The sequence below is a fragment of the Sporosarcina ureae genome (genome assembly GCF_002109325.1).
Lineage (GTDB): Bacteria > Bacillota > Bacilli > Bacillales_A > Planococcaceae > Sporosarcina > Sporosarcina ureae_C.
In genome coordinates this window covers 813,663-830,000 of the sequence record NZ_CP015348.1, presented here as the reverse complement: position 1 = coordinate 830,000, position 16,338 = coordinate 813,663, and the positions used below count along the sequence as shown (strand labels likewise).

The 16,338-nt window shown below is 44.4% G+C and carries 13 protein-coding genes, 20 tRNA genes and 2 rRNA genes (1 of these 35 cut by a window edge); 31 read left to right on the top strand and 4 right to left on the bottom strand.

Annotation, left to right across the window (positions count from 1 at the left end; all coding sequences use genetic code 11):
• The 22 genes from SporoP32a_RS04230 to SporoP32a_RS04125 all read left to right on the top strand — a co-directional run.
• A 23S ribosomal RNA gene (locus tag SporoP32a_RS04230) occupies positions 1 to 1,578 on the top strand; it begins 1,351 nt to the left of the window's first position.
• 148 nt (positions 1,579 to 1,726) lie between these two features.
• Positions 1,727 to 1,842 (top strand): 5S ribosomal RNA (gene rrf, locus SporoP32a_RS04225).
• Positions 1,843 to 1,930: 88 nt separating this feature from the next.
• Positions 1,931 to 2,006 (top strand) — tRNA-Val (locus tag SporoP32a_RS04220).
• A gap of 14 nt (positions 2,007 to 2,020) precedes the next feature.
• A tRNA-Thr gene (locus tag SporoP32a_RS04215) sits at positions 2,021 to 2,096 on the top strand.
• An 8-nt stretch (positions 2,097 to 2,104) separates the two neighbouring features.
• Positions 2,105 to 2,180 (top strand) — tRNA-Lys (locus SporoP32a_RS04210).
• 21 nt (positions 2,181 to 2,201) lie between these two features.
• Positions 2,202 to 2,283, top strand: a tRNA-Leu gene (locus tag SporoP32a_RS04205).
• Positions 2,284 to 2,291: 8 nt separating this feature from the next.
• Positions 2,292 to 2,363: transfer RNA gene (locus tag SporoP32a_RS04200), tRNA-Gly, on the top strand.
• Between the two features lie 16 nt (positions 2,364 to 2,379).
• Positions 2,380 to 2,468, top strand: a tRNA-Leu gene (locus SporoP32a_RS04195).
• Between the two features lie 16 nt (positions 2,469 to 2,484).
• Positions 2,485 to 2,561 (top strand) — tRNA-Arg (locus tag SporoP32a_RS04190).
• Positions 2,562 to 2,589: 28 nt separating this feature from the next.
• A tRNA-Pro gene (locus tag SporoP32a_RS04185) sits at positions 2,590 to 2,666 on the top strand.
• 6 nt (positions 2,667 to 2,672) lie between these two features.
• A tRNA-Ala gene (locus SporoP32a_RS04180) sits at positions 2,673 to 2,748 on the top strand.
• Positions 2,749 to 2,772: 24 nt separating this feature from the next.
• Positions 2,773 to 2,846, top strand: a tRNA-Met gene (locus tag SporoP32a_RS04175).
• Between the two features lie 5 nt (positions 2,847 to 2,851).
• Positions 2,852 to 2,928 (top strand) — tRNA-Ile (locus SporoP32a_RS04170).
• A gap of 15 nt (positions 2,929 to 2,943) precedes the next feature.
• Positions 2,944 to 3,036: transfer RNA gene (locus SporoP32a_RS04165), tRNA-Ser, on the top strand.
• Between the two features lie 104 nt (positions 3,037 to 3,140).
• A tRNA-Met gene (locus tag SporoP32a_RS04160) sits at positions 3,141 to 3,215 on the top strand.
• Between the two features lie 2 nt (positions 3,216 to 3,217).
• A tRNA-Asp gene (locus SporoP32a_RS04155) sits at positions 3,218 to 3,293 on the top strand.
• A gap of 24 nt (positions 3,294 to 3,317) precedes the next feature.
• A tRNA-Phe gene (locus tag SporoP32a_RS04150) sits at positions 3,318 to 3,393 on the top strand.
• A 5-nt stretch (positions 3,394 to 3,398) separates the two neighbouring features.
• Positions 3,399 to 3,472: transfer RNA gene (locus SporoP32a_RS04145), tRNA-Gly, on the top strand.
• A gap of 4 nt (positions 3,473 to 3,476) precedes the next feature.
• A tRNA-Ile gene (locus SporoP32a_RS04140) sits at positions 3,477 to 3,553 on the top strand.
• Position 3,554: 1 nt separating this feature from the next.
• Positions 3,555 to 3,629, top strand: a tRNA-Asn gene (locus SporoP32a_RS04135).
• A 7-nt stretch (positions 3,630 to 3,636) separates the two neighbouring features.
• Positions 3,637 to 3,727 (top strand) — tRNA-Ser (locus SporoP32a_RS04130).
• An 8-nt stretch (positions 3,728 to 3,735) separates the two neighbouring features.
• Positions 3,736 to 3,807, top strand: a tRNA-Glu gene (locus SporoP32a_RS04125).
• A gap of 255 nt (positions 3,808 to 4,062) precedes the next feature.
• Here the strand turns inward: SporoP32a_RS04125 and SporoP32a_RS04120 are convergent.
• Positions 4,063 to 4,812: a TraR/DksA C4-type zinc finger protein gene (locus tag SporoP32a_RS04120; RefSeq protein WP_232319586.1), complete on the bottom strand. Its 750-nt coding sequence runs from the start codon at positions 4,810 to 4,812 to the stop codon at positions 4,063 to 4,065.
• 148 nt (positions 4,813 to 4,960) lie between these two features.
• Entirely contained in the window at positions 4,961 to 5,872 is a 912-nt protein-coding gene (locus SporoP32a_RS04115) for a 1,4-dihydroxy-2-naphthoate polyprenyltransferase (RefSeq protein ID WP_085426767.1), read from the bottom strand.
• Between the two features lie 237 nt (positions 5,873 to 6,109).
• Here SporoP32a_RS04115 and SporoP32a_RS04110 point away from each other — a divergent pair, with 237 nt between their 5' ends.
• The 5 genes from SporoP32a_RS04110 (at position 6,110) to SporoP32a_RS04090 (ending at position 12,356) form a co-directional block, all read left to right on the top strand.
• Positions 6,110 to 7,486, top strand: a complete 1,377-nt coding sequence (locus SporoP32a_RS04110) for an isochorismate synthase (protein WP_085426766.1) — start codon at positions 6,110 to 6,112, stop codon at positions 7,484 to 7,486.
• Complete coding sequence (gene menD, locus SporoP32a_RS04105) at positions 7,479 to 9,200, top strand: 2-succinyl-5-enolpyruvyl-6-hydroxy-3-cyclohexene-1-carboxylic-acid synthase (protein ID WP_085426765.1); 1,722 nt, start codon at positions 7,479 to 7,481, stop codon at positions 9,198 to 9,200. The genes SporoP32a_RS04110 and menD overlap by 8 nt, the downstream gene beginning before the upstream one ends.
• Positions 9,190 to 10,014: a 2-succinyl-6-hydroxy-2,4-cyclohexadiene-1-carboxylate synthase gene (gene menH, locus SporoP32a_RS04100; protein WP_232319585.1), complete on the top strand. Its 825-nt coding sequence runs from the start codon at positions 9,190 to 9,192 to the stop codon at positions 10,012 to 10,014. The genes menD and menH overlap by 11 nt, the downstream gene beginning before the upstream one ends.
• A gap of 20 nt (positions 10,015 to 10,034) precedes the next feature.
• Entirely contained in the window at positions 10,035 to 10,853 is an 819-nt protein-coding gene (gene menB, locus SporoP32a_RS04095; RefSeq protein ID WP_085426764.1) for a 1,4-dihydroxy-2-naphthoyl-CoA synthase, read from the top strand.
• Positions 10,854 to 10,922: 69 nt separating this feature from the next.
• Complete coding sequence (locus SporoP32a_RS04090; protein WP_085426763.1) at positions 10,923 to 12,356, top strand: o-succinylbenzoate--CoA ligase; 1,434 nt, start codon at positions 10,923 to 10,925, stop codon at positions 12,354 to 12,356.
• Between the two features lie 26 nt (positions 12,357 to 12,382).
• Here SporoP32a_RS04090 and SporoP32a_RS04085 read toward each other — a convergent pair whose 3' ends face one another.
• Both SporoP32a_RS04085 and yidD read right to left on the bottom strand, forming a co-directional pair.
• A complete protein-coding gene (locus SporoP32a_RS04085; protein WP_085426762.1) occupies positions 12,383 to 13,339 on the bottom strand; it encodes a metal ABC transporter solute-binding protein, Zn/Mn family in 957 nt (318 codons plus the stop codon).
• An 83-nt stretch (positions 13,340 to 13,422) separates the two neighbouring features.
• On the bottom strand, positions 13,423 to 13,665 hold the full coding sequence (gene yidD, locus SporoP32a_RS04080; RefSeq protein WP_085426761.1) for a membrane protein insertion efficiency factor YidD: 243 nt from the start codon (positions 13,663 to 13,665) through the stop codon (positions 13,423 to 13,425).
• 99 nt (positions 13,666 to 13,764) lie between these two features.
• Between yidD and SporoP32a_RS04075 the strand changes: the two genes are divergently transcribed.
• The 4 genes from SporoP32a_RS04075 (at position 13,765) to SporoP32a_RS04060 (ending at position 16,314) form a co-directional block, all read left to right on the top strand.
• A complete protein-coding gene (locus SporoP32a_RS04075; RefSeq protein WP_085426760.1) occupies positions 13,765 to 14,214 on the top strand; it encodes a Dps family protein in 450 nt (149 codons plus the stop codon).
• 65 nt (positions 14,215 to 14,279) lie between these two features.
• On the top strand, positions 14,280 to 14,459 hold the full coding sequence (locus tag SporoP32a_RS04070) for a putative motility protein (protein ID WP_029055127.1): 180 nt from the start codon (positions 14,280 to 14,282) through the stop codon (positions 14,457 to 14,459).
• 111 nt (positions 14,460 to 14,570) lie between these two features.
• Positions 14,571 to 15,899, top strand: a complete 1,329-nt coding sequence (locus SporoP32a_RS04065) for an NAD-dependent malic enzyme (protein WP_085426759.1) — start codon at positions 14,571 to 14,573, stop codon at positions 15,897 to 15,899.
• 100 nt (positions 15,900 to 15,999) lie between these two features.
• Positions 16,000 to 16,314: a transposase gene (locus SporoP32a_RS04060; protein WP_232319584.1), complete on the top strand. Its 315-nt coding sequence runs from the start codon at positions 16,000 to 16,002 to the stop codon at positions 16,312 to 16,314.
• Positions 16,315 to 16,338: the final 24 nt, after the last annotated feature.

Below are 16,338 nucleotides of genomic sequence, written 5' to 3'. Positions count from 1 at the left end.
TTCCTGAGGAAGGCTCGTCCGCTCAGGGTTAGTCAGGACCTAAGTCGAGGCCGATAGGCGTAGACGATGGACAACAGGTTGATATTCCTGTACCACCTCCCCGCCGTTTGAGTAATGGGGGGACGCAGTAGGATAGGGTGAGCACACAGTTGGTTGTGTGTCTAAGCAGTGAGGTGGAGAACGAGGCAAATCCCGTTCTCATATAACACTAGGCTGTGATGGCGAGGAGATTTATCTCCAGAGTCCCTGATTTCACACTGCCAAGAAAAGCCTCTAGCGAGGCGGGAGGTGCCTGTACCGCAAACCGACACAGGTAGGCGAGGAGAGAATCCTAAGGTGATCGAGAGAACTCTCGTTAAGGAACTCGGCAAAATGACCCCGTAACTTCGGGAGAAGGGGTGCTCTGGTAGGGTGAATAGCCCGAGAGAGCCGCAGTGAATAGGCCCAGGCGACTGTTTAGCAAAAACACAGGTCTCTGCAAAATCGTAAGATGACGTATAGGGGCTGACGCCTGCCCGGTGCTGGAAGGTTAAGAGGAGGGGTTAGCGCAAGCGAAGCTCTGAATTGAAGCCCCAGTAAACGGCGGCCGTAACTATAACGGTCCTAAGGTAGCGAAATTCCTTGTCGGGTAAGTTCCGACCCGCACGAAAGGCGTAACGATCTGGGCACTGTCTCAACGAGAGACTCGGTGAAATTATAATATGCGTGAAGATGCGCATTACCCGCGACAGGACGGAAAGACCCCGTGGAGCTTTACTGTAGCCTGATATTGAATTCCGGTGCAGCCTGTACAGGATAGGTAGGAGCCTAGGATTCCGGAGCGCTAGCTTCGGAGGAGGCATTGGTGGGATACTACCCTGGCTGTATTGGACTTCTAACCCTTGCCCGTGATCCGGGCAGGAGACAGTGTCAGGTGGGCAGTTTGACTGGGGCGGTCGCCTCCTAAAGAGTAACGGAGGCGCTCAAAGGTTCCCTCAGAATGGTTGGACATCATTCGTAGAGTGCAAAGGCATAAGGGAGCTTGACTGCGAGACCTACAAGTCGAGCAGGGTCGAAAGACGGACTTAGTGATCCGGTGGTTCCGCATGGAAGGGCCATCGCTCAACGGATAAAAGCTACCCCGGGGATAACAGGCTTATCTCCCCCAAGAGTCCACATCGACGGGGAGGTTTGGCACCTCGATGTCGGCTCGTCGCATCCTGGGGCTGTAGTCGGTCCCAAGGGTTGGGCTGTTCGCCCATTAAAGCGGCACGCGAGCTGGGTTCAGAACGTCGTGAGACAGTTCGGTCCCTATCCGTCGCGGGCGCAGGAAATTTGAGGAGAGCTGTCCTTAGTACGAGAGGACCGGGATGGACATACCGCTGGTGTACCAGTTGTCTTGCCAAAGGCATCGCTGGGTAGCTATGTATGGACGGGATAAATGCTGAAAGCATCTAAGCATGAAGCCCCCTTCAAGATGAGATTTCCCATTACGCAAGTAAGTAAGATCCCTCAAAGATGATGAGGTGGATAGGTCTGGGGTGTAAGTACGGCGACGTATGTAGCTGACAGATACTAATCGATCGAGGACTTAACCTATTTTAAAAAGTAGTTACTTGAACTACGACAATGTCTTTTATTCAGTTTTGAGTGAACAACATTTACTCAAAAAATATTAAAAATAACACTTGCATTAATAATAACAAGTGTTATAATAATAAATGTCCTCGAGAATGAGTGGACATAGTCTGGTGACGATGGCGAAGAGGTCACACCCGTTCCCATACCGAACACGGAAGTTAAGCTCTTCAGCGCTGATGGTAGTTGGGGGTTTCCCCCTGTGAGAGTAAGACGTCGCCAGGCAATTCTTTTCTTAAGATCAACACTAAATGTGTTATACATAATCTAGTGATTCAAAAGAACAAGAACAAATTAATTTTAATTATACCCAGGAGGATTAGCTCAGCTGGGAGAGCACCTGCCTTACAAGCAGGGGGTCGGCGGTTCGAGCCCGTCATCCTCCACCATATATTCTACACTTGCCGGTGTAGCTCAACTGGTAGAGCAACTGACTTGTAATCAGTAGGTTGAGGGTTCAAGTCCTTTCGCCGGCACCACTTAGTACGAGCCGTTAGCTCAGTTGGTAGAGCATCTGACTTTTAATCAGAGGGTCACAGGTTCGAATCCTGTACGGCTCACCATTATTTTTGCCGAAACATATCGCGGGTGTGGTGGAACTGGCAGACACGCTAGACTTAGGATCTAGTGCCTTCGGGCGTGGGGGTTCGACTCCCTTCACCCGCATCTTTTATGCGGAAGTAGTTCAGTGGTAGAATACGACCTTGCCAAGGTCGGGGTCGCGGGTTCGAATCCCGTCTTCCGCTTTTATTTTCCACTCTTGCCGGGGTGGCGGAACTGGCAGACGCACAGGACTTAAAATCCTGCGGTAGGTGACTACCGTACCGGTTCGATTCCGGTTCTCGGCACCAATTAATTTCATAGTATGCGCCTGTAGCTCAATTGGATAGAGCGTCTGACTACGGATCAGAAGGTTGTGGGTTCGACTCCTGCCAGGCGCGCCATATTTTTTAAAATATTACTTTACATAGTCGGGAAGTAGCTCAGCTTGGTAGAGCACTTGGTTTGGGACCAAGGGGTCGCAGGTTCGAATCCTGTCTTCCCGACCACTTATTGGGGCCTTAGCTCAGCTGGGAGAGCGCCTGCCTTGCACGCAGGAGGTCAACGGTTCGATCCCGTTAGGCTCCACCAATAAATTTTAGACTGACTAATTGCAGCGGCGTAGCTCAGTTGGCTAGAGCATACGGTTCATACCCGTAGGGTCGGGGGTTCAAATCCCTCCGCCGCTATCTAAGGACCTTTAGCTCAGTTGGTTAGAGCAGACGGCTCATAACCGTCCGGTCGCAGGTTCGAGTCCTGCAAGGTCCACCAGTTTATTGAACACACGGAGGAATACCCAAGCCCGGCTGAAGGGATCGGTCTTGAAAACCGACAGGGGTGTTAAAGCCCGCGGGGGTTCGAATCCCTCTTCCTCCGCCATATTTTCTTCAACTTCAACTTTAGCTTTACTTTCTTAAGTTGTTATGTTAAGATAATAAAGGCGTCAAGTAAGCAACACAGCAACACAGTAACATTTGTATTATCGCGGGGTGGAGCAGTGGTAGCTCGTTGGGCTCATAACCCAAAGGTCACAGGTTCAAATCCTGTCCCCGCAACCAATGGTCCCGTGGTGTAGCGGTTAACATGCCTGCCTGTCACGCAGGAGATCGCCGGTTCGATCCCGGTCGGGACCGCCATTTTTATTTAAAAGTAAGCAATGTGGCTCAGTAGCTCAGTCGGTAGAGCAAAGGACTGAAAATCCTTGTGTCGGCGGTTCGATTCCGTCCTGAGCCACCATGAATGCGGGTGTAGTTTAGTGGTAAAACCTCAGCCTTCCAAGCTGATGATGGGAGTTCGATTCTCCCCACCCGCTCCAATAGGGGCCTATAGCTCAGCTGGTTAGAGCGCACGCCTGATAAGCGTGAGGTCGGTGGTTCGAGTCCACTTAGGCCCACCATTCCGCAGTAGCTCAGTGGTAGAGCAATCGGCTGTTAACCGATCGGTCGTAAGTTCGAGTCTTACCTGCGGAGCCATTTTTATGGGGAAGTACTCAAGTGGCTCAAGAGGCGCCCCTGCTAAGGGTGTAGATCGCGAAAGCGGTGCGAGGGTTCGAATCCCTCCTTCTCCGCCATAATTTTTGGCCCCTTGGTCAAGCGGTTAAGACACCGCCCTTTCACGGCGGTATCACGGGTTCGAATCCCGTAGGGGTCATACATAAAAAGGTATTGCACAAACGTGCAATACCTTTTTTCTATATTCATTTTAAAAGAATACATTAGTAAGTATATGTATAGGGATTTATCACATTGTAGAATGTGCTGCTTGCTACAAAGAATTGGACTTTCATCCGTATAGTGTATGCTACGCAATCTACAACGTATCAAGTCCAGTGAGTTAACTCAATGAATGAACGTAGCAAAAAAGTATGTACTATGATTACCGCTCATAGTACATACTTTTTAAATATTACTTATCTTTCTCTGCATCGATGTAGCTGTCACCTTTTTTGTAAGGAATGTCGCCCAATGGTGATTCAATTCCTTCCTCATCTAATTCTTCTTCATATTCTACTGCTTCTTCATTTCGAACAATACCGGCTGGTTCACCCGTAATGTCGGAGACTGCAAACTCTTCGTATTCTTCTACACCTTCATCATTTTCGTCATCATACAGATCGTCATAATCACGGTTTTTACTTCCAATAAAGTCAGAAGGGGTATCAGATGTTCCGGACTCGGCAATTTCCTGGAAGCTGTCTTCGTAATCTATTGCGTCACCTTCTCTACGGGCAGCAAATGTATTGGGTTCCGCCATGATTAGTAGATCATCTTCAACGGGTCGATCAGTCGGTATATCTTTTTGTGCATCTTCAATGCACACAGTAGTGTACGGGATTGCTTCTAAGCGCTCATGTTGTATTTCCTTACCACATACTTCACATGTACCGTACGTGCCGTCCTCGATAGCCTGTAGTGCGTTCTGGACTTTCTCCAGTTCGCCTTCTGCGTGCGTGTTAAGTGCCATATCTTTTTCACGTTCGTATAATTCGGTTCCCATGTCAGCAGGGTGATTATCATACATGGATAGTTCACCTACATCGTCCTGCGCATTATTTACAATCTCCGTCTCTTTTTCTGTTTCCGTTAGACGGTCTTCCATAGCACGTAGTTCCTTTTTTAGTGTTTCTATTTGTTTAGTAGTTAACAATGTAGTCACGACCCTTTCTATATTGCTTTCTTTATTGAAAAATGAAATCAGAGAAAGCTTTCTTACTTCAGTCTTTCCCTGTTTACAAGGAAGGGTAAACCTTTCCAACAAAAAAACGCCTACCTTTTTAAGTGTAGACGTTTTTGACACAGTTTATTCAGATGAAGTGAGCTATAAGAATGCCAATCCCAAGAAGTAGTCCAAACAGCGTATTGGTCACACCTGTATCTTTCATAGCTGGCATGACTTGAAGGGGTTGTTCATACTTGCGGAATGTCTTCACAGCGTGCAAAGGTTTCGGGATGCTTAATAGTACAAGTAATGCCCAAGCAGATACGTGGCCTGTCAATACAAGCGCAATGATCCATACATACGATACGATGAAAAATATAGCCAAGATGGTCACTGCGTTATTTCGACCTGTTAGGATGGCCATAGTTTTTCTACCACCCTTGGTATCTTGTACGATATCACGTATGTTATTAGCCAGCATGATCGCACCGACTAGTAGCATGCTTGGTACGGAAAGTAATATTGCATTACCTGTAACGGTTCCTGTTTGAATGTAGAACGCAATCAAGATCAACAACATGCCCATTACGAATCCTGAAACGAGTTCACCGAATGGAGTATAAGCAATAGGATAGGGGCCGCCAGTATAAAAATAGCCGATCAACATAGCAACGGAACCTACTGCGGCAAGCCACCATGAAGTTTCCATGCAAATGTAAATGCCGAGAACAACGGATAGCCCGTAGAGCATGAGCGCTAAATTTAACACGGTCTTCGGCTGTACGCCGTTTCTGACGATCGTGCCGCCAATCCCGATTGAATGTTCATCATCAAGTCCACGTTTGAAATCGTAGTATTCATTAAACATATTCGTAGCCATCTGCAAAAATAAACTGGCTACAAGCATCGCTAGAAATAACGGAAAATGAAGTGGTCCGTATTGTAGCGCAATCATGGTGCCTAAAAAGACAGGCGCAAAAGCGGCAGTCAATGTGTGGGGGCGTGTGAGTTGCCACCAAACTCGCCAGCCAGTATCGGTTTCTATTGTGTGTTGCACGGGTAATCTCTCCTTATATGTGTAGTCATCATCTGATAGTATACAACAAAAATCAGCAGTTAGGTTATATGAAACAATAGTTGAAGATAATTGTCGTATCGTCTCCCATACAGCGAGACATTATATATTAAGTAAAGCGTCCAATGTGCTAGAATAGAGGTACTTATCGTTCGGTGAAAGTATGCCTGAACGTAAATTGACGAAAAATATTTTGTACGATGATAAGGAGAGAGTGGGATGAATCGGAAATTGACCGATCGAATGAGGACGGTTCCGGCAACAGGCGCTGATTCTCGTTTTTTTACGGAAACAATAGAAGTGGAAACACTAAGTCCACTTGCTTTTTTTGAAGCAGGTCTTTCACATTATGGTGAGCATCGTTTCTTCTGGCAGAATGCGGACAAGACAGTAAAACTTGTCGGATTAGGTCAAGCAACGGTATTAACAGCGGAGCTAGATCGTTTTCAATCGATTTCTTTACAGTGGGCAGCACTGTGTGAGGGATTAATTAAAGAAGAGAAAGATATCGATCCCGTGTTATTTGGCGGATTTTCTTTTGATCCTCATACGCGTCAAGATGATGAGTGGAATGCGTTCCCAGCCGCTTATTTTACTGTCCCTCTATTCCAACTGAAAATTGAAAAAGGGAAAACGTATGTATCCATTAATTATATTACGGAAGAACCGCAAGCGGCGGCTGATTTTGAAGCATTGCGTCAAGAACGTGATCGGCTGATCCATATTGCACAAATAGATGAATTCACGTTCCAAGGAAAGCCTGATGTGATCAAGCAGACTGAGCTAGCAACGGATCGCTATATGGATGCAGTTGAACAAGTAACATCGCATATTAAAGAACAAGAAGCGGAAAAAGTCGTTATTGCACGTAAAATCAAATTAACGTTTGAAGAAGAATTTCAAAAGGCCGCTGCATTGCATACCATTACGAATGAACAATCGGCTAGTTATCATTTCGGACTGCAAATTGGTGATGAGATGTTCTTTGGTGCGACACCTGAGCGTTTAGTCGAAATATCAAATGGATATGCGTATTCTGCATGTGTAGCTGGCTCAATTGAACGTGGAAAAACGTCTCAAGAAGATCAGCAGCTCGGAGAAGTATTATTACGTGATAAGAAAAACCGTGAAGAACATCAATATGTAGTCGATATGATTACGCAAGTGTTCTCGGAGTTCTGTACATCCCTTCAAGTTAGTAAAACGCCTAAACTTCTAAAGGTGCGGGACATCCAACATTTATTCACACCGGTTGAAGGGGAACTTGCGAAGGACATGGATATATTCCGTCTAGTCGAAGCACTTCATCCGACACCTGCGCTTGGGGGAGTTCCACGTCAGAAAGCGCTTGAAATTATTCGTGAAGAAGAGCAGATGGACCGTGGCTTTTATGCTGGACCGATTGGTTGGACGGATTCCGCAGGTAATGGAGAATTTGCGGTGGCAATTCGTTCTGGATTGTTAACTGGCAATGATGCATATTTGTATGCTGGCGGTGGTATAGTAGCCGATTCTACACCGACTGAAGAATATGCGGAAACATGGGTGAAATTCCGTCCTGTGTTACGCGCGCTCGGAGGCCGTTTACATGAATGATCACCAGACAGGATTAACGAGTTATGTGCTTCGCTTAACGGATACGCTTATACGACAAGAAGCAACCAAGGCGGTTATTAGTCCAGGCTCCAGATCGACACCGCTTGCGTATGCGTTTACGAACTCTACAAATATGCAGACGTATATGCATACCGATGAGCGTTCTGCAGCTTTTTATGCACTTGGATTAGTGAAAGCGACTGGGCAACCTGTTGTTTTGCTATGTACGTCAGGAACAGCAGCATCGAACTATCATCCTGCTGTGACAGAAGCGTTTTATGCAAGACTGCCGTTGATCGTCATCACGGCGGATCGTCCGCATGAATTACGTGAAGTCGGTGCACCACAGGCGATTGATCAAATTCGCATGTTTGGAGAGCACGTCAAAGATAGTGTCGACTTCCCTGTGCCTGAAAACAGAGAAGACATTTTACGGTACATGGAACAACGTGCAGTTAGACTTCTATCCATTGCCAAAACTGCACCTCAAGGGCCTGTGCATTTGAATGTGCCGTTTCGTGAGCCATTGCTCATTGACTTGGAAGCCACAGCGCCTGTTAGCCGATTCCAGCAACAGTTAGTAGGGGATCTCGCTGTAACGGAAGAAATGAAAACTGTACTAGAATCGGCCATTGTGCAAGCGGAAAAAGGCATAATTGTAATGGGTGAGCAACCGACGACTCTAGATAAAGAACGTTTCTGGCAGTTCGCTAGAGCACTTCAATGGCCAGTATTATGTGATCCGTTATCCAATCTACGCTCACAAGTACCGACAGATTGTGATGATCTTTGTATCGATCAGTACGATGCCTTGCTAAAAAGTGAAATGTTTGCTGAAAACGTGCGACCTGATTGTGTCATACGATTTGGTCCGCAGCCCATTTCTAAGCCATTACTTTTGTTTTTGAAGAAGACTTGTCCTAAAACGTATATCGTAGTGGATGATTCACCAAATTATCGTGATCCGATTGGTCTGACTACTCACCACTTGCAAGTGAGTGCAGCGAGTATTTGGCAGCAAGTATCTGTACCACGCGAGCGAACAGAATATACGAAACAATGGACTAGAGCCAATCAAATTTCCGCAGACGTAATGAATGAAGATCAACATTTCAATCAAGATGAAGGTCACTTCGTTCGTCAATTTATTGCCAATTTACCGGATGGCTCTGATGTAGTCTGCAGTAGCAGCATGCCGATTCGGGACTTGGATACGCATTTCAAAAAGACGAACCGTGATATTTCGTTGTTCTGCAATAGAGGAGCAAATGGAATTGACGGAGTTGTCTCGACTGCTCTTGGAATTCAGGAAGGCCGTCAACGCAAAACCTATTTATTGATTGGTGATTTAGCGTTTTTACATGACATGAACGGATTGATTATTTCCCGGTTACAGCAAACTGATTTGACGATTGTTTTAATTAATAACAATGGTGGCGGGATTTTCTCCTATTTGCCGCAAGCGTCAATTGAACAGCATTATGAACAATTATTCGGAACTCCAACTAATATGACGTTTAATCATGTCGCAGCGATGTATGAAGCACAATACGATGCAGTAGATACGACACGAGCATTTGAACAAGCGATGCAAGCAGCTAAAACGGCTAATTTACGAATTATTGAAGTAGCAACAGTGCGTGCAGACAATGTAGAAGCTCATCGCTCCGTATGGCGGGAAATTGCGAAGAGGGTGGAACGCATTGACAACTAAAATGTTGACGATCAGAGGTATTGATACGCATATTGCAAAGTTCGGGGAGGAACAGTTGCCAGCAATTGTTTTATTGCATGGTTTTACAGGTTCGACCGCTACTTGGCAGCAAACGATTGAAGAGCTTGCGGTGGATTATTATGTAGTCGCAGTCGATTTAATCGGTCATGGTAAAACGGAAGCGCCTGAAAAGATGAACCGCTATAGGATGGAAGAGCAAATTGAAGATTTGAATGAAGTCTTGCAGAAGCTTGAAATAACCAATCCCATTCTACTTGGTTATTCGATGGGAGGGCGTGTCGCGCTAGGCTATACGACAACCTACCCTGACAAAGTGAAAAGTTTAGTACTTGAGAGCAGTTCACCAGGCTTGCGTACGTCTGAACAACAACTTGCACGACGCACAGCAGATGATAAGCTTGCGGACAGGATAGAACAGCAAGGAATGATTGAATTCGCCAACTTTTGGCAGGAGATTCCGCTGTTTCATTCACAAAAGAAATTGTCTGACTCACAGCAACAAGCAGTGCGTAATGAACGCCTCAATCAACGGCCAATTGGTTTAGCAAACAGTTTACGAGGGATTGGAACGGGGAGTCAGCCTTCATACTGGCAGGCGCTAGAGCAACTTTCACTTCCTGTATTATTGCTTACGGGCAGTGAAGACGAGAAATTTGAAATGATTGCGCAGGACATGATGAAAAGCTTGCCAAATGCGCAGCATGAAACGATAAAAGATGCGGGGCATGCAATTCACGTGGAAAAACCTCAACAATTTGCTACAATGATAAAGAGCTATCTGAAAACAGTGTAAAAATCGAGGAGGAATTTATTATGACCCGTCAATGGGAAACGCTTCGTACATATGATGATATCAAGTACGAAATGTACAATGGTATCGCAAAAATCACGATCAATCGTCCGGAAGTGCGCAACGCATTCCGTCCGAAAACAGTTATGGAAATGATCGATGCATTTTCACGCGCAAGAGATGATCAGCGAATTGGAGTTATCGTGTTAACTGGTGAAGGGGAGAAAGCTTTCTGTTCAGGAGGCGATCAATCTGTTCGCGGTCACGGTGGATATGTTGGAGATGACGAAATTCCACGCTTAAACGTTTTAGATCTTCAACGCTTGATTCGCGTTATTCCAAAGCCTGTTGTCGCAATGGTTGCCGGATATGCAATTGGTGGCGGTCACGTGTTACATGTAGTGTGTGACTTAACGATTGCTGCAGACAATGCACGTTTTGGACAAACAGGACCTACTGTAGGCTCGTTCGACGCAGGATATGGTTCAGGATACCTCGCACGTATTGTTGGTCATAAGAAAGCACGTGAAATCTGGTACCTATGCCGTCAATACGACGCACAGGAAGCACTCGACATGGGCTTAGTCAACACAGTTGTTCCGTATGAGCAGCTTGAAGACGAGACTGTTCAATGGTGTGAAGAAATGCTCGGCAAGAGTCCTACTGCACTTCGCTTCTTGAAAGCAGCAATGAATGCAGATACAGATGGCTTGGCTGGTCTACAGCAATTAGCTGGGGATGCAACATTGCTTTATTATACGACGGATGAAGCGAAAGAAGGACGCGACGCATTTAAAGAAAAGCGTAAGCCAGACTTCGATCAATTCCCACGTTTCCCTTAAACAAATGAAAGCTGCCTAAATTGGGCAGCTTTTTCATTACGTCATTTTTAATTGGAGGAGTTTCACTTGATGATTCCTAATTGGCTTATGCAACGAGCTAAATTGACACCAGACGCATCCGCTCTTGTTACTAAAGAAGGAAATTGGTCATACCGTGAATTATATGAACAATCTCTTGAAATCGCACAACAACTTCATCATCTTGGAGTACAACCTGAGAGTAGGGTGGCGCTACTCAGCCAGTCCAATGAACAAACAGTCCTCTTTATCCATGCATGCTGGTTATTAAGTGTGGAAGTCGTCTGTCTGAATAATCGGCTGACAGAACAGGAATTACGCTGGCAAGTACGTGATTCCGAGGCAACACTTGTGCTTGTTGATGATAAAATAACCTCACTTCCGGAATTGGATGACATCAAAAGCGTATTCTATTCTGCGGTTCGAAAGACTGAACGAAAAGAGTTCATTTTACTGGAACAGTGGACTGAAGATCAGACGTTATCGATTATGTATACTTCAGGCACTACAGGGGTTCCTAAAGGAGTTCGACAGACAGCAGGTAATCATACGTCAAGCGCGCTCGCTTCAGCGCTGAATCTCGGATTGACCGATAAAGATTCATGGCTTTGCATGATGCCACTATTCCACATAAGTGGACTATCGATCGTCATTCGCTCAGTGATTTATGGAATGGAAATGCGCTTGTACGAAAAATTTGATGCGAAAGAAGCTGCTACACAAATCATGGCAGGACGTGTAACAGCGATGTCCGTCGTTGCGCTGACGTTGGATCAAATTGTTCGTGTCATGGAAGCGACTGATAGTAAAGCACATCCGCTATTTCGTACTATGCTCGTTGGAGGAGGACCGGTACCACTGGATTATTTGAATCGCGCGGCAGCGTGTGGATTACCGATACTTCAGACGTATGGTATGACCGAAACGTGTTCGCAAACGACGACTCTTGGAAAAGCGGATGCGGCGCGAAAGCTAGGTTCAGCGGGGAAGCCGTTATTTTTCAATCAAGTTGCCATTAAAGATACCGTTCAACCGAGAGAAGTAGGAGAAGTGCTCATAAAAGGTCCTCACGTAACGCCAGGCTACATTGGAAGCCAACATACACGCAATGCGCTGACCGAGGATGGTTGGCTCGTTACAGGGGATGCTGGCTATCTTGACGAGGAAGGCTATTTATTCATTGTCGATCGACGTGCTGATCTCATTATTTCGGGTGGAGAGAATATTTATCCTGCCGAAATTGAAAATGTGTTGCTAGCGCATCCTGCTATAAAGGAAGCGGGCGTATGTGGTAAAGAAGATATGGAGTGGGGGCAAGTACCCGTCGCATTTCTCGTCGGTTCAGTTACTGAGGAAGAACTAGTAGAATTCTGTTCGAAACGTTTAGCACGTTATAAACTTCCAAAAGAATTTCGATTTGTAGAGCAACTGCCACGTAACGCATCAAATAAATTAATGCGCTTCGAATTGAAAAAATGGTTATAAAAAAACAGTGGAGTTTTCATCCACTGTTAGTTGCCTAATGCTTTTTTCAGTACTTCCAAATTTTGTTCCATGAGAGTGAAGTACGTTTCTTCTTTTTGTATGTCTTCTTCAGTAAGTACACTCAAATTATGCAAAGTTAACGCTTCGGCATCCAGTTCTTTTTTGATGACTTCAGCCAATTTTGAGCTGACGTTTTGTTCAAATAAAATATACTGGATGTCTTGTTCTTTTGCTTCCTTTACAAGTGAAGCTAATTCTTTTTGTGATGGTTCATTCTGAGAATCAAGACCAGATACTGCAAGTTGCTGTAACCCGTAAGCATCTGCCAAGTAGCCAAACGCTGCATGGGACACAAAGAATGTTTTGTTTGGTGACGCATCAGCCATAGTCTTAAATCCACGATCCAATTCTTCTAATTCATCATATAACGCATCAAAATTTTTCTTGAATGCCTCTGCATGTTCAGGTAATTCATCGGACAACTCTTGCGTGATTTTCTCTGCAAGTTTCGTGCTGAGATAAGGAGATATCCAAACATGTGGATCAACGGTATCCTCATGCCCATGCTCGTCATGATCATCTTCTCCATGCTCGTGAGAATGCCCCTCTTCTAATTCCTCGGGATCAATATAGTCGGCGATTGGAACGAACTGCACATCTTCATTTTGCAACGTCTTCTCCGTCTTTTGCACAAAACCTTCGAGTCCAAGTCCGATATAGAAGAATAAATCTCCTTTTGCCAACGCCATCATATCTTTCTGTGTAGGTTCAAACACATGCTCATCTGTCCCAGGCGGATAGATAGATTTCACGTCAACATACTCTCCACCAATGCGTTCAGTGAAGTATTGCAATGGGTAGACTGTCGTATAGACGAGTAATTGATCGGATGACGAATCATCCGGTTCGGTCGATGCCTTATTGGTACAACCACTTAAAACGAGTAGTAAAGCAGCGCCTAGCAACAGCAAACGATTTTTCATTAGAAAAGCCTCCGTGACGTAATCGGAATGATTACTATTTAGATTATTTTCTCATCATACAAGATATGATATATGTTTGCAACCTAGTACTGCTTGTTTTTATTCGTTTTTTTGGGCGGTACCGGATCGAATCCACCTTTATGAAAAGGATGACATTTTAAAATCCGCATGACTGCAAGCCAACTACCTTTCAGTGCTCCGTGTGTTTCAATTGCTTCTACCCCGTAATGTGAACAAGTCGGATGAAATCGGCAAGAGGGTGGTGATAAGGGAGAAATGAACTTTTGATAGAATCGGATCAATTGTATAAATACTTTCTTTAGCATATCCATCACCTTCTGACGTAATAAGGTTTAGTTTACCTATAGATGTGGTAAATTAAAAGAGAGAAGCATAATACAATTTAAGAGGAGTGTTTTTTTTTTATGTCTAAAGAATTAATTCAAGAACTAAACAAACAAGTATCTACTTGGTCGGTGTTGTATGCGAAACTTCATAACTACCACTGGTATGTAAAAGGAAATCAATTCTTCACATTACACGCAAAGTTTGAAGAATTATATAACGAAGCAACAGCGCATATGGATGAAATCGCAGAGCGTGTGCTAACTTTGGGTGGCGAACCGACTGCAACACTATCACAACATTTGACTGAATCTGTTATCGACGAAGCAAAAGGCACAGAAAAAGCGAATGAAATGGTACAGACACTAGTAGATGATTTCGATAAAACAATGAAATCATTGAAAAAAGGGATGGATTTGGCAGCCAAAGATTCTGATGATATGACAGAAGATATGTTGAACGCAATTTATCAGAGCGTAGAAAAGCATCAGTGGATGTTGAATGCGTTCCTTGGCGAAACAAACGAATAAAACTCTTTATTCAACAAAAAATTAACCGATAGTAAGAAGTGAACACCAGAAAGGAGTTGAACGTTATGGATATCAATTCAATTATGTCCAGCCAGTTGAGAAGCTTGCAATCAACCGTTCAAATGAGCGTCATGAACAAGGCCCTTTCAATGGAAACTTCTGCTATGAATGATATGTTGAATGGTCTCGAAAATCAGCCTGTGGCGCACCCCACAAAGGGCGCTTCAATTGATATCAAGGCTTGATTGGAAAACACACATCTCGTATGATTAGAGATGTGTGTTTTTTAACGGATGCAATCAAAAAGACTGTTAAAATATATGAAAAAACAAGACATAGTAGGAGGTAGATTAAATATGGCTCAAGGCCAATTTCTACGTAATTTAATTATCGAAACACCTTCCAAACCTGGTAATTTGGGTAAGGTGACGATGGCAATTGGACAGTTAAATGGAGATATCGGTGACATTCAAACGATTAAAGTTGGTACGATTTCTACAATCAGAGAAATCGCACTATTATGTAATGATAAAGAACATTTAGAGGAAATTGTCGAAGCAATAGATAATTTGAAACATGGCATTAAAGTTCAGGCGATTACAGATGATGTACTGCAAATGCATGAGGGCGGTAAAATTCATATGAAAGCCACACATCAAATCCGTTCTCTTGCTGATTTACGCAGAGTGTACACACCGGGTGTGGCTAGCGTATGTAAAACGATTCACGAAGATCCTGAACAAGCCAATTATTTCACAGGCATTTCAAATTCCGTAGCAATCGTGACAGATGGTACAGCCATTTTGGGACTCGGAGATATTGGTCCAGTAGCAGGTATGCCTGTCATGGAAGGAAAGGCCGTATTATTTGATCAATTCGTTGGCATTAGCGGTATTCCGATATTACTTGATACGAGTGATCCGGATGAAGTAGTAGCTACGGTCAAACATATCCATCAAGGCTTCGGTGCAATTTTATTAGAAGACATAGGTTCTCCACATTGCTTTGAAATCGAAGAACGTCTAAAAAAAGAATTGCCGATTCCGGTTATGCATGATGACCAGCATGGCACAGCAGTCGTAGCATTAGCAGCAGCACTCACTGCCTGTAAACATGTCGGTGCAGATTTAGCTAATTCTTCGGTTGGACAAATTGGACTAGGCGCGGCAGGTTTAGCCATCAGTCGTATGTTTATGGCATATGGTGTAAAGGAAATGAGAGGAACGGATCCAAACCCTCACGCTAAAGAAATGTTAGCAGGGCACGGCGGTACTGTTGTCGATTCGATGGAGGAAATTATGGAGACTTGTGACCTGATCATTGCCACAACAGGTGTAGCTAACTTGATCAAGCCTGAAATGGTTCGTAAAGGTCAAATTATTTTGGCTTTATCCAATCCAAACGCGGAAATTGCTCCGGATGTCGCATTGGAAGCAGGCGCGGCTTATGCAGCCGATGGTCGTCTAGTGAATAATGTTCTTGGCTTCCCGGGTATCTTCCGTGGCGCATTAAACGCGAATGCCAAGTCCATTACATATCCAATGCTTATTGCCGCAGCTCTGGCGATTGTCGATAGCACAAAACGAGACGATTTAGTACCACATCCTTTAGATCCTAACGTACACATTAACGTGGCGTTAGCGGTTGAAAAAGTAGTATATGAAGAGCAAGATCAAGAAATATAATACGAAGACCTATTGACGAGATGCCGTTAATAGGTTTTTTTTATGAAGAATATTTTCTTCGTAACGAGCCATGCTACGTTAAAAAGAAAGTAGGATGATTATGACAGAAGAAAGATATCCAATGTATATATCACTGAATCACAAATTAGTTCACGCGGATCCTCACTCTTCAACGTGGGAATATAAAGTAGAAGTGACAAAAGAAGTATACCCTGTATTTGAAAAACTATTTTCTCAAATGGAACAATTAGAATTCCAAAACTTTCTCCGATCCCATTTACCGTATATTCCATATCACTATGACAAAGACAATGATAGGGTGGATTTGCGCTTAAAGAAGGTCTTTGCATTGATCCATGAATACACAGACGATGAGTCCAAACGTTTTATCGAGCAACTGCCTCTATTTCGTTGAATCTTCACTTACCTTTCCGCTACA

Bases quoted from the DNA above. Each gene is read 5' to 3' on its own strand.
- SporoP32a_RS04110 (WP_085426766.1), top strand. From the start codon at position 6,110: ATGAATCGGAAATTGACCGATCGAATGAGGACGGTTCCGGCAACAGGC.
- menD (WP_085426765.1), top strand. From the start codon at position 7,479: ATGAATGATCACCAGACAGGATTAACGAGTTATGTGCTTCGCTTAACG.
- menB (WP_085426764.1), top strand. From the start codon at position 10,035: ATGACCCGTCAATGGGAAACGCTTCGTACATATGATGATATCAAGTAC.
- SporoP32a_RS04090 (WP_085426763.1), top strand. From the start codon at position 10,923: ATGATTCCTAATTGGCTTATGCAACGAGCTAAATTGACACCAGACGCA.
- SporoP32a_RS04085 (WP_085426762.1), bottom strand. From the start codon at position 13,339: ATGAAAAATCGTTTGCTGTTGCTAGGCGCTGCTTTACTACTCGTTTTA.
- yidD (WP_085426761.1), bottom strand. From the start codon at position 13,665: ATGCTAAAGAAAGTATTTATACAATTGATCCGATTCTATCAAAAGTTC.
- SporoP32a_RS04075 (WP_085426760.1), top strand. From the start codon at position 13,765: ATGTCTAAAGAATTAATTCAAGAACTAAACAAACAAGTATCTACTTGG.
- SporoP32a_RS04070 (WP_029055127.1), top strand. From the start codon at position 14,280: ATGGATATCAATTCAATTATGTCCAGCCAGTTGAGAAGCTTGCAATCA.
- SporoP32a_RS04065 (WP_085426759.1), top strand. From the start codon at position 14,571: ATGGCTCAAGGCCAATTTCTACGTAATTTAATTATCGAAACACCTTCC.
- SporoP32a_RS04060 (WP_232319584.1), top strand. From the start codon at position 16,000: ATGACAGAAGAAAGATATCCAATGTATATATCACTGAATCACAAATTA.